The 12,284-nt window shown below is 37.4% G+C and carries 12 protein-coding genes and 2 tRNA genes; all 14 read left to right on the forward strand.

Going from position 1 to position 12,284, the window contains the following annotated elements; translation table 11 throughout:
- Window positions 1-13 precede the first annotated feature (13 nt).
- The 14 genes from P0N36_RS00735 to P0N36_RS00800 all read left to right on the forward strand — a co-directional run bounded on the left by P0N36_RS00735 (window position 14) and on the right by P0N36_RS00800 (window position 12,181).
- Window positions 14-1,222, forward strand: coding sequence for an aspartate kinase (locus tag P0N36_RS00735; RefSeq protein WP_275840785.1), 1,209 nt, complete (start codon window positions 14-16; stop codon window positions 1,220-1,222).
- A gap of 284 nt (window positions 1,223-1,506) precedes the next feature.
- Entirely contained in the window at window positions 1,507-3,660 is a 2,154-nt protein-coding gene (locus P0N36_RS00740; protein ID WP_275840786.1) for a Tex family protein, read from the forward strand.
- A 42-nt stretch (window positions 3,661-3,702) separates the two neighbouring features.
- Window positions 3,703-4,245 carry a YcxB family protein gene (locus P0N36_RS00745; protein ID WP_275840787.1) on the forward strand — a complete coding sequence of 181 codons (543 nt, stop codon included), beginning with the start codon at window positions 3,703-3,705 and terminating at the stop codon, window positions 4,243-4,245.
- Window positions 4,226-4,663, forward strand: a complete 438-nt coding sequence (gene tsaE, locus P0N36_RS00750; RefSeq protein ID WP_275840788.1) for a tRNA (adenosine(37)-N6)-threonylcarbamoyltransferase complex ATPase subunit type 1 TsaE — start codon at window positions 4,226-4,228, stop codon at window positions 4,661-4,663. Before P0N36_RS00745 ends, tsaE begins: the two co-directional genes overlap by 20 nt.
- Complete coding sequence (gene tsaB, locus P0N36_RS00755; protein ID WP_275840789.1) at window positions 4,664-5,377, forward strand: tRNA (adenosine(37)-N6)-threonylcarbamoyltransferase complex dimerization subunit type 1 TsaB; 714 nt, start codon at window positions 4,664-4,666, stop codon at window positions 5,375-5,377. It begins immediately after the preceding gene.
- Window positions 5,364-5,804 (forward strand): ribosomal protein S18-alanine N-acetyltransferase, encoded by a 441-nt coding sequence (gene rimI / locus P0N36_RS00760; protein WP_275840790.1) that lies wholly within the window; start codon window positions 5,364-5,366, stop codon window positions 5,802-5,804. Before tsaB ends, rimI begins: the two co-directional genes overlap by 14 nt.
- A gap of 99 nt (window positions 5,805-5,903) precedes the next feature.
- Window positions 5,904-7,886 (forward strand): transketolase, encoded by a 1,983-nt coding sequence (tkt, locus tag P0N36_RS00765; protein WP_275840791.1) that lies wholly within the window; start codon window positions 5,904-5,906, stop codon window positions 7,884-7,886.
- 205 nt (window positions 7,887-8,091) lie between these two features.
- Window positions 8,092-9,000 carry a ribonuclease Z gene (locus P0N36_RS00770; protein ID WP_275840793.1) on the forward strand — a complete coding sequence of 303 codons (909 nt, stop codon included), beginning with the start codon at window positions 8,092-8,094 and terminating at the stop codon, window positions 8,998-9,000.
- A 101-nt stretch (window positions 9,001-9,101) separates the two neighbouring features.
- A complete protein-coding gene (locus P0N36_RS00775; protein WP_275840795.1) occupies window positions 9,102-9,692 on the forward strand; it encodes a hypothetical protein in 591 nt (196 codons plus the stop codon).
- 12 nt (window positions 9,693-9,704) lie between these two features.
- Window positions 9,705-10,724: a tRNA (adenosine(37)-N6)-threonylcarbamoyltransferase complex transferase subunit TsaD gene (tsaD, locus tag P0N36_RS00780; RefSeq protein ID WP_275840796.1), complete on the forward strand. Its 1,020-nt coding sequence runs from the start codon at window positions 9,705-9,707 to the stop codon at window positions 10,722-10,724.
- 64 nt (window positions 10,725-10,788) lie between these two features.
- Window positions 10,789-11,484, forward strand: a complete 696-nt coding sequence (gene ispD, locus P0N36_RS00785) for a 2-C-methyl-D-erythritol 4-phosphate cytidylyltransferase (RefSeq protein WP_275840797.1) — start codon at window positions 10,789-10,791, stop codon at window positions 11,482-11,484.
- Window positions 11,485-11,498: 14 nt separating this feature from the next.
- The gene (locus tag P0N36_RS00790) at window positions 11,499-11,702 is read left to right on the forward strand and encodes a hypothetical protein (RefSeq protein ID WP_275840798.1); all 204 of its coding nucleotides are present in this window, start codon (window positions 11,499-11,501) and stop codon (window positions 11,700-11,702) included.
- Between the two features lie 241 nt (window positions 11,703-11,943).
- A tRNA-Ser gene (locus tag P0N36_RS00795) sits at window positions 11,944-12,029 on the forward strand.
- Window positions 12,030-12,093: 64 nt separating this feature from the next.
- Window positions 12,094-12,181: transfer RNA gene (locus P0N36_RS00800), tRNA-Ser, on the forward strand.
- Window positions 12,182-12,284: the final 103 nt, after the last annotated feature.

Consider the following 12,284-nt stretch of genomic DNA (forward strand, 5'->3'; position numbering starts at 1 on the left):
GGAGGATATAAAAGTGCTAATTGTTAAAAAATTTGGCGGCAGTTCTGTAGCAGATCGGGATCGTGTGTTTAATGTTGCTAAAAGGATTATTGAAGATTACGATCAAGGGCATGAAGTGGTTGTTGTATTATCGGCTCAAGGGGATACAACAGATGAATTACTATCCAAGGCAAAAACCTATTGCAGCTCGCCTTCAAAAAGAGAAATGGACATGTTACTTACAACAGGTGAACAGATATCTGTCTCACTAATGGCATTGGCACTTCAAGAGCTAGGTTATAATGCAGTTTCTTTAAATGCAACCCAAGCAGGAATGTATACATCATCTTCTTACGGGAATGCAAGGCTTAAAAATATAACAGGTGAACGGATTATTGAAGAACTGGACAGAAAGAACATCGTTATTGTGACAGGTTTTCAAGGGGTCAATCGACATGATGATATTACGACTCTAGGTCGAGGGGGTTCTGACACAACGGCAGTGGCACTTGCAGCAGCCTTAAATGCTGATAAATGTGAGATCTATACGGATGTTGATGGTGTTTACACAGCAGATCCACGGGTCGTGAAAACCGCTAAAAAATTACAGGAAATAACCTATGACGAGATGCTGGAATTGGCATCCCTTGGTGCAAAAGTTTTACATAACCGATCAGTAGAAATGGCAAAAAAATATGGTGTTGAACTGGTGGTGCGATCCAGTTTGACAAGAGCAGAAGGAACTGTTGTTAAGGAGGAATGTACAGTGGAAAAAATGTTGGTTAGTGGTGTAGCAGCAGATAAAAACATTGCCAGGATAGCGGTAGTCGGTATAGAAGACGAACCCGGAAAGGCATTTAAGTTATTTAGAATCATGGCAAAGGAGAATATTAATGTTGACATTATTCTTCAATCCATAGGGCGAAACAATACGAAAGATATTTCTTTTACCGTTGACATTAATGATGCCTACCATGCCAAAGAAGCTATAGAAGCCCATCAAGAAGCATTGAAATTTGAATCGGTTTCTGTCGATGAACATGTTGCAAAAGTATCCTTAGTAGGTGCAGGTATGCAATCGAACACAGGCGTGGCAAGTAAAATGTTTGAAGCCTTATATGACGCAGGCATTAATATTAAGATGATTTCAACTTCAGAAATCAAGATTTCACTATTGATTGACGAGCGTTATACAGATGAGGCAGTAAATGCTATTCATGAAGAATTTAGCTTAGGTCAGTAACTCACCTTCTCATATATAAACTTCTTAGTGATGATTTAGGCAACTTGTTTGCCAAGAACATAGCAATCCTTTGAGAAACTGAGTCAATAACTATATAATAATAAGGCCATCTCAAGTTCGAGATGGTCTTATTATTATAGGACCAAACGCGTCCACCCTTCTTGTCATACTTAGCGAGATATGCTATAGTATTTATGCTTGATTAGAGAGTCAAAACGGATAAGATAAATCCTGATTGCTTGGTGAAATGAATAATAGGAATTATTTGGAATAAGGAGAAATGGATGGATATTTATAAGGCATTGCAGAAAGAATTTTCAATACAGAGCTGGCAGGTGGAAAACACAGTCAAGTTAATTGATGAAGGCAACACCATACCATTTATTGCAAGATATAGGAAAGAAATAACAGGATCATTGACCGATGAACTATTAAGAGATTTATTTGATCGTTTGTCCTATTTAAGAAATTTAGAGCAGAAGAAAGATCAAGTCATTGCCACGATTCAGGAACAAGGCCAACTGACAGATGCCCTTAAAATAAAAATAAATCAAGTACAAACCTTAGTAGAGATTGAAGATATTTATAGACCATATAGACCCAAAAAGAAAACAAGAGCCACTGTTGCAAAAAGTAAGGGATTAGAACCCTTTGCGATGTTTATCTTATTACAGCAGGAGAATATATCCATAGATGAAGAAGCAAAAAAATATGTGGATTCAGAAAAAGAAGTGCTAACAATTGAAGAAGCCATAGCCGGTGCCAAAGATATTATTGCAGAAAGTATAGCGGATGATGCTGACTATAGGAAATACATAAGAAATCAAAGCTTTGAACTAGGTATGATTCAATCAAAAGCAAAAAAGAATCAAGCGGCATCTGTTTTTGAGATGTATTACGATTATGAAGAAAGTATAAAGAAAGTAGCGCCACATAGAATTCTTGCCATAAATCGAGGTGAGAAAGAAAAGATACTGAATGTTAAAGTTATCGTACCAGAAGAACGGTTTATTCAGTACCTGTGTCTAAAGGTAATAAAAAACTCAAACAGCACATACGCTGAACCCATAAGAGAAGCAATAAGTGATGCATATAAACGATTGATTGCGCCCTCAATAGAAAGAGACATTCGAAATGAGTTGAGCGAAAAAGCTGAAGAAGGTGCCATAGATGTTTTTGGGAAAAATCTTACCCAATTGCTTATGCAAGCACCTATATCCGGGAAGGTGGTTTTAGCACTGGACCCTGCCTTTAGAACAGGTTGTAAGTTTGCTGTTATCACTGGAAACGGTAAGGTACTTGAAACCGGTGTTGTTTATCCAACAGAACCTCATAACAAAGTAGAAGAAGCAAAAATAAAATTAAAACCCTTGATAGAAAAACATAAAGTACAATTAATTGCCATAGGTAATGGTACTGCGTCTAGAGAAACAGAACTTTTTGTGGCAGATATGTTAAAAGAGATTAAGGCAAACATTCAATATATCATAGTTAACGAAGCAGGGGCATCGGTTTACTCAGCATCAAAACTTGGAACAGAAGAGTTTCCAGAATTTGATGTGGCGCTTAGAAGTGCTGTATCCATTGGTAGAAGGCTTCAAGATCCGTTAGCCGAGCTGGTAAAAATCGATCCTCAAAGTATAGGTGTTGGACAATACCAACATGATATGAATCAAAAAAGATTGGCTGAGGCATTGACAGGCGTGGTAGAAGATTGTGTTAACAAAGTAGGTATAGACTTGAATACAGCATCGCCATCACTACTTGCATATATATCCGGTATTAGCAAACCTTTGGCAAAAAACATTGTAGCTTATAGGGAAAAAGTAGGCGTCTTCAAAAACCGAAAAGAGCTATTAAAAGTACCTAAGTTAGGGCCAAAAGCCTATGAGCAGTGTGCAGGTTTCTTGAGGATTCAGGGCAGTAAGAACATACTCGATCAAACAGGTGTTCATCCGGAAAGCTATGATGTGGCGACTAAGCTACTAGAAAAACTTGGCTTATCTTTGCAGGACATCCATGAAAGAAAAGTCCAAATTAGTAAAAAAGTAAGTAATTTTGAAGTTTATGCAAAGGCGCTTGAGGTAGGGATTCCTACACTGACAGACATAGTTAAAGAATTAGATAAGCCAGGGCGTGACCCGAGAGATGAGATGCCATCTCCGATTCTACGTGTTGATGTATTGGATATGAAAGACCTTAAAGAAGGTATGATATTAAAAGGCACCGTGCGAAATGTTATTGATTTTGGTGTTTTTGTAGATATTGGGGTACATCAAGATGGTTTGGTACATATCTCTCAAATGACGGACCGTTATATTAAACATCCTTTAGAAGTGGTATCCGTTGGGGACGTGGTTGAAGTACAGGTCATGAAAATCGAGATAGAGAAAAAACGTATAGGTTTAACCATGAAAATCAACAATGGTAAATCATAGAACAAGATTAGGTGAATCATAGGAATAGTATAGGAGGTTGTTATGGCAAAAGAAATAAAGGTATCAGGGAAACTGATTGTAAAAGACGTGGTTACGTTCATGTTTTATCATAATTATAGCAGATGGGGTGGGCGCTTAACGGCACTGCTAGGTGTAGGTGGGCTTATATTGGCACCGATATTTTTAATCAATAAGGACATATTAAGTGCATTAATATTTGCCTTTTTAGCCTTTGCATATATTGTTGTAACACCTCTAGACTTCTATGCGAAAGCGAGACGTCAAATTCACATGAATCCTGTTTTTAAAAATAAAATGACTTTTATCTTTGAGGAAGACATGTTGAAAGTAAAGCTTTATACTGGGGCATCACAAATTGCATGGCGAGAAGTCATCAAGGTTGTTATGCTTAAAGAAATAATATTTGTTTATTTACAAGATAATCATGCTTTAATTGTTCCGAAAAGAAATTTCTTGAAAAAAGAGGATTATGATACAGTTAGAAGACTTATAGAAGACAAAAAACTGTCTATACACAAGGATAAAAGAATGGAAGAAAAATTAAATGACCAAGATAGTCTATGAATCAAAAACAGAAGCAGAAACCCAAGTTATTGGGGAGACCTTAGGGAAGGCAGCAAAATCGGGTGAGATATATTGTTTAGATGGAGAACTGGGTGTTGGCAAAACTGTTTTTACAAAAGGTTTTGCGAGAGGTCTACAAATCCATGATCATGTAACAAGTCCGACATTCACCATTATGAATATATATGAAAATGGACGGTTGGATTTTTACCATTTTGACGTTTATAGAATAACGGATCCCTATGAGTTAGATGAAATTGGATATGAAGATTATTTCTATGGGCAAGGTGTAACCATGATTGAATGGGCATCACGGATAGATGAGCTCATTCCAAAAGAGGCCAAATACATTACCATTAAAAAGGACTTAAGCAAAGGCCTCGATTATAGAACTATTACCATAGAAGAAGGTGAATAAATGAAAGTGTTGGCAATAGAGAGTTCGGCTATGGTTGCAGGTGTAGCGATTATAGAAGACACTAAGATTATTGGCGAGTTTATTCTAAACAACAAAAAAAATCATGCACAAACGATTATGCCAATGCTAAATTCTCTTAAGAAACAGTTGAATTTGGATTTATCAACCTTGGACGCTATTGCAGTCTCAAATGGACCGGGATCTTATACCGGTCTTAGAATCGGTAGTGCCACAGCAAAAGGATTAGCTCATGTACTGGGGGTTCCAATCATAGGAATATCCACCATTGAGAGTTTGGCTCATAACATTCAGGCAACAGATAGCATCATATGTCCCATGTTGGATGCCAGAAGACAGCATGTTTTTTCGGGTGCTTTTGCATATGAGGATAATATATTGAGGAACATAATAACCATAGATCAGATGGGTGTGTTGGATATGTTAGAGAAAATTAGTACATATAATAAACCCATCCTATTTTTGGGAGATGGATTTGAAGCACATGAAAGTATCATTCGTAGCTATCTTTTGGAAGATAGAATCAGAGTTGCAAGGGCCATTGAATTTTTACCAAGGGCCAGTACATTAGGGTTTTTAGCTATAGAAAAATATAAAAAAGGTGAATGGGAGGATTATTTGACCCATCAACCCAATTACTATAGATTGTCTCAAGCAGAACGAGAATATGAGGAAAAGATGAATGGAAATTCGTAAAATACTTGAAAAAGATGTGGAGCAGATATATACTATAGAGTTGGAAGCTTTTTCATCGCCTTGGACTAGAGAATCTATTCTGATGGAAGTCATCAGTCCGAGAAGTCATTATCTTGTTATGGAGAATGAGGACGAAATAATTGGTTATGCAGGTTTGTGGAAAATATTTGACGAAGGACATATCACCAACATCGCTGTTAAAAAAGGTTTTCGAAACAGGGGATTAGGATTGCTCCTAATGGAACAGCTTATGGACCATGCAAAAGAAAATCAAATCAAAAAACTGACACTTGAAGTAAGATGTAGTAATTTTCAAGCATTGAAGCTATATAAAAAGCTTGGTTTTGCTGAAGCGGGACGTCGGAAAGGTTTTTATGACCTTCCCAAAGAAGATGCCATTATTATGTGGAAAGAGCAACTTAAATAATATGAACAGTTTTTCACTTGAATTCCAAAAGAATTGTGATACAATGCTAGTGGAAGATGCTCAGAGTAGGAACTGACCATACATATCAAGGAGGTAATTATGAAGGAAATAGATACATTATTGATTAACAGTATTCGTATTTTGTCAGCTGAAGCTGTGCAAAAAGCGAACTCAGGACACCCGGGACTCCCTATGGGCGCAGCACCCATGGCTTATGAATTGTGGGCTAACCACATGAACCATAATGGAAAAGATCCAAACTGGATTAATAGAGACCGTTTTGTCTTATCTGCTGGACATGGATCCATGTTGCTTTACTCATTATTACACTTGTTTGACTATGGATTGACCATAGATGACATTAAGTCATTTAGACAATGGGACAGTAAAACACCTGGGCATCCGGAATTCGGACACACAGTTGGTGTTGAGACAACAACAGGTCCACTGGGGGCAGGATTTACAAATGCGGTTGGTATGGCCATGGCAGAAGCGAATCTTGCGGTCAGATTCAACAAAGATCAATTAGATATAATTAACCATTACACTTATACAATAGTTGGTGACGGTTGCTTAATGGAAGGCATTACCTCAGAAGCGGCATCCCTTGCTGGTACTCTCAGACTTGGTAAACTTATTACACTATATGATTCAAACAGTATCACCATCGAAGGTAGCACGGACTTAGCTTTTACAGAAGATGTTGGCGCACGTTTTAAAGCTTATGATTGGGAAGTCATTGAAGTTGAAGATGGAAATGACCCAGTAGCTATAGGCTTAGCGATAGAAAAAGCAAAGCAAAATCTTAACCAACCATCACTCATTATTATAAAAACATTAATCGGTCATGGATGTCCTGCTAAAGAAGGTAAGCACAGTGCCCATGGAGAGCCATTAGGTGATGACAACATTGCTGCAACTAAAAAGAATTTAGGTTGGACTGAGTCAGAGAGCTTTACTTTGCCGAAAGAAGTCTATGAACACATGACAAGCATTAATAAAAAAGGTGTTATAGCTCAAGAAGCATGGCAAAACAAGTATGAAGAATACAAGGAAAAATATCCTGAACTTGCTCTTGAACTCGAAAGCCAGCTAAACGATGAACAAGATTTAAGTGCTTTGGACGATGATGCCTTTTGGACATTTGATGAAAAACCAAATGCAACGAGATCTATTTCAGGAGAAGTCATACAAAAACTTGTCAAAATTATTCCAAATCTATTTGGAGGTGCAGCAGACCTAGCACCTTCAACCAAAACATATATGAATGGACAAGGCGATTTTTCGGCGGATCATTATGAAGGTATGAATATTCATTTTGGTGTTCGTGAATTGGCAATGGCAGGTATAGGCAATGGCATAAGTATTCACGGTGGCTTTAAAGCTTTTGTTTCTTCGTTTTTTGTCTTTAGTGATTACATGAAGCCAATGGCAAGACTATCAGCAATCATGAACCAACCATTAACCTATGTTTTAACCCATGATAGTATTGGTGTAGGAGAAGATGGTCCAACCCATCAGCCAATAGAGCAGTTATCTATGCTAAGAACAGTACCAAATTTTACAACATTTAGACCGGCAGATGCCAAAGAAGTAGCAGCGGCTTGGTACTATGCTGTTACGAATAAGAATAGACCTACAGCTATTGTGCTGACCAGACAGAATGTTCCTTATTATAAAGAAACAGGAAAAGAAGCCTTAAAAGGCGGCTATATCTTATCGGATTCTAATCAGTCAATCCCAGACTTGATTCTCATGAGTTCAGGCTCAGAAGTGGAGTATGTTTATGAGGCGGCAAAAAAACTAAGGTCAGAGGGTATGGATGTCAGGGTGGTCAGTATGCCAGCTATGAATCTATTTGATGAACAATCAGTAGCTTATAAGGAAGCCGTATTACCAAAAGAATGTCGAAGGAGAATTGCCATTGAAGCAGGTGCAACAGCTATTTGGTATAAATATGTCGGTTTAGATGGTAAAGTGCTTGGTATAGACACTTTTGGAGCTTCAGCACCAGGTTCGAAAGTATACGAAGCTTACGGTATTACAACAGATGCGGTATATAAAGCAGCAAAAGAACTTTAAAATATTACAATAGCTGCCCTCCGGTTGATTGGTTCAACAAGAGAGGCAGCTTTTCTTATAATTTTGATGCGCTAGAACCTTAGAGATATTTATGTTATAATATTGACACTAAAACCAATAGTAAATAAAATCGTTAAAGTTTCAAAACTAAGATTCTCTTAACAGTTTTGGCACTTTAGCTAAGATTAGAGAGAGAAATAAAACTATGTTAGATTTATGTTTATTAGGAACAGGCGGAATGATGCCATTGCCCAATAGATGGTTAACATCCTTGATGACTAGATACAATGGTAGTAATTTATTAATTGATTGTGGTGAAGGCACCCAAATCACTTTAAAACAAAAAGGGTGGAGTTTTAAGGCAATTGATACCATTTGTTTTACACATTTTCATGGTGACCATACAAGTGGTTTACCTGGTTTACTCTTAACTATGGGGAATTCAGATCGAAGAGAATCTTTGAAAATCATCGGGCCTAAAGGTGTAAAAAGAGTTGTTAACGGACTTAGGGTGATTGCACCTGAATTACCTTTTGAGATAGAGTTTATTGAGCTGGAAGAGGATTTTAACCTTATTAATTACAAAGGTTATCAGATTGAAGCATACAAGTTAAACCATAAAGTGACCTGCTATGGTTATAATATAATTATCAACAGAACCGGAAAATTTGACATGGATAAGGCCAAAGCGGCAGATATACCAATCAAATATTGGTCAGTATTACAAAAGGGTGATTCTGTCCTTCATGAAGAGCGGTTGTTAACGCCAGATATGGTATTAGGTGAAGAAAGAAAAGGCATTAAAGTAAGTTATTGTACAGATACAAGGCCGGTAGACAACATGGTCACACACGTAAAGGAAGCGGATTTATTCATATGCGAAGGTATGTATGGTGATCCGGGTGAAGAAAATAAAGCAAAAGAATATAAGCATATGACTTTTTGGGAGGCAGCGGAACTGGCAAAATCGGCGCATGTAAAAATGATGTGGCTGACCCATTTTAGTCCGGCTCTTGTAAAGCCAAAAGATTTTGAACATGTGGCACAAAAGATATTTCCAAACAGTTATGTGGCAAAAGATCGACAATCTATGACTTTAAAGTTCGAAGAATAGTTTAGTGACTCATATTTTACGCCATTTTTCCGATATATTTATTGAAGGCTTAAAAGTTAAGTCTCGCATATAAATGAAGTTGTTATACAAGGAGGATATCTATGAGAAAGATTATTGCCGTGCTGATCCTAATAGGATTAGGTGCCTTATTGATTTTAAATCCAAGCATATACAACAAGAACAAGGAAGAAGAAGCCAAGCGACTATTTGATGATGTCATTGAAGAAAAAGAAATATTACCTTTGGCAAAAGCCAACACAGGTGTATTGACATTTAATGTTGAAAAGCTTCAAAAGAGCCCTTATGAGATTATTAAATTCAACACGATGTTGATGAAAGTTATGTATTCAGGAAAGTTAACAGAAGAAGAAATCAGATTACTTGCAAAAGTTCAAAGGACTTATTATGCAGAAGCTTTATTAGAACTTAATCCAGAAGAAAAACATATGGCGAATATTATTGAAGAGGTTCGAAGAGCCAATGAAGGTAATGATCACATTGTGGATTATAGAATTTTGTTACCGGAGTATAGTCCAACAGATAATAGATTAGCGTTTGTAAAAGTTGTGTTTATACCAAACAGCGTGGGAAAAAGTGAAAATATTCAACAACAATATGTATTGGAAAAATCGGACGGGCTTTGGTTTATTAAAGGTTGGGTCCCGGTTGACGATGCGATTACGATAGAATAGTAGGGAACAATAATGAAAGAAGAAAAAGAAATGATTATATTAGCCATTGAAACTTCATGTGATGAAACATCCGCAGCAGTAGTGAAAAATGGCAAAGAAATTCTTAGTAATGCCATATCTTCACAAATAGAATTGCATGCCAAATTTGGTGGTGTGGTTCCAGAAGTGGCATCTCGTAAGCATGTTGAAAAAATGAATCCAATTATTGATGAAGCCCTGAACGCGGCAGGGATTACCTTTGCAGATTTAGATGGGGTAGCGGTTACCCATGGCCCTGGATTGATTGGCGCATTGCTGGTGGGCGTGGCTGAGGCAAAGGCTATTGCCTTTGCCCTTGATATTCCCTTAATAGGTGTACATCATATTGAAGGTCATATATCTGCTAATTATATTGAGCATGATTTAAAACCACCTTTTTTATGTATGGTGGTCTCAGGTGGCCATACGCATTTAGTAGAAGTCAAAGATTATGGAAGTTATAGGATTATCGGACGAACTCGGGATGATGCCGTTGGTGAAGCCTATGACAAAGTAGCAAGAAGTATTGGATTGGGTTATCCTGGTGGTCCCAAAATGGATTTATTAGCAAAAACGGGTAATGGGAAGGCAATAAACTTCCCAAGAACCTATTTAGAGCAAGGGTCTTACGACTTTAGTTTTAGTGGTATTAAATCGGCCGTCTTAAACTATTTAAATCAGATGAAAATGAAAAATGAGGCCATCAATGCAGCCGATGTGGCTGCATCATTTCAAGAGGCGGTTATAGAAGTGATTACGAATAAGACAATGATGGCAGCGAAGAATCTAGGTATGAATAAAATAGCCTTGGCGGGTGGTGTCGCATCGAATAGCCGGCTTCGAGAAGAAATGCAACGAAAAGCGAAAGAAAATGGCTATGACCTCTATTACCCTTCACCAATTTATTGTACGGACAATGCAGCCATGATTGGTGTGGCGGCCTATCACGACTATAAAAACGGTATTCATCATGATATGTCACTTAATGCTTCATCCAATATTCAGTTTGGTTGAGATGACGATAGAAAAATCAACATGTTAAGTTAGCATGCTCGGATATTATGAATAAGAGGTTATTATGGAAATAAATGTAGTAATTCTAGCAGCAGGTATGGGAAAACGAATGCAACATCATGAAAACAAACAGTTTATTCAATTAGCAGGTTATCCGATATTGTATCATACGTTGATGATCTTTCAAAAAATGAAAGCAATTCACAACATTCTTCTTGTCGTGAGGGAAGATGAAATGTCCTATGTGGAAAAAAACATACTTACTCTAAATGATTTTTCGAAAGTCATAAAAATGGTAAAAGGCGGCAAAGAAAGAGTGGATTCAGTTTACAATGCTTTAAGGTCTATTAAAGGTGAAGGATTGGTATTGATTCATGACGGTGCAAGACCTTTTGTCAAAGAAAAAGATATATTAAGACTCATTCAAATGACGCTTGAGTGTAACGCTGCTGTTTTGGGTGTACCGGTCAAAGACACAATAAAAAGCGTTGATACAAATCATAGGGTTATAAAAACACCGGATCGAAGCTTATTATGGGCCGTACAGACCCCTCAAGCTTTTGAGTTGAACCTTATTAAACAAGCCTATGAAAGACGACATGCTCACTCTATGGATTTTTGGGATGACGCCATGTTAGTAGAAGAATTAATGAATCATGAAGTGAAAATGGTGGAAGGTTCCTATGATAACATTAAAATTACCACACCATCTGACTTAGCATATGGTGAATGGATTGCAAAGAACTTAACAAACACTTAATTTCGGAGGATATTATGCCAAAAAGAAAGGAACAGGAAGCGTTGGACAAAGATGAGCGTATCAAAAAACATGTTCGGAGTCATCCAAGCCAAAATGAAAAAGGACTATCACAGCTAAGTAGGATAGAACCAAAACATAAACCCATGAAGAAAAAGAATATCAATCTTCTGGATACTTATGAAAAATATGGTGATGATTTTGAAGGCTATGAGGAGTGAATATTTTCATACATAGCATACTAGCTCGGAGTTATCTGACAACAAGAGGAAGTGATAGCATTTATAAGGTAATGACAGAAAAAAGAAGCCGCTATAAGTCTTTATAAGAGCGGCTTTTAGACGCTTTGCACTTAAAAAAATGTTATAATTTGGTTTAATAAAAAAAAGAAGAAAAGTGTTGACACCATTAATGAGATATGATAAATTAATTAAGCGCCAATCAGTGCGCAAGGATACATTTGGAGAGGTGTCCGAGTGGCTTAAGGAGCTGGTCTTGAAAACCAGTGATCCCGAAAGGGACCGTGGGTTCAAATCCCACCTTCTCCGCTGGAATCTTAATCATCAGATTTCAATAAATATAAGAAGTGCAACGTGTGTTTATTCAACGTTTGGAGAAGTACCCAAGCGGCTGAAGGGGCTCCCCTGGAAAGGGAGTAGGTCGTTAACGCGGCGCGAGGGTTCAAATCCCTCTTTCTCCGTTTAGTAACTTAAGAAAATGTTGAAATAGCATTGACTTAGCAAAATGGTTATGATATAATACTTTTCGCTGACCTAAACGGTTTGCAAGGTATAATTCAAGAT

The organism is Petrocella sp. FN5 (genome assembly GCF_029210395.1).
Classification (GTDB): domain Bacteria; phylum Bacillota; class Clostridia; order Lachnospirales; family Vallitaleaceae; genus Petrocella.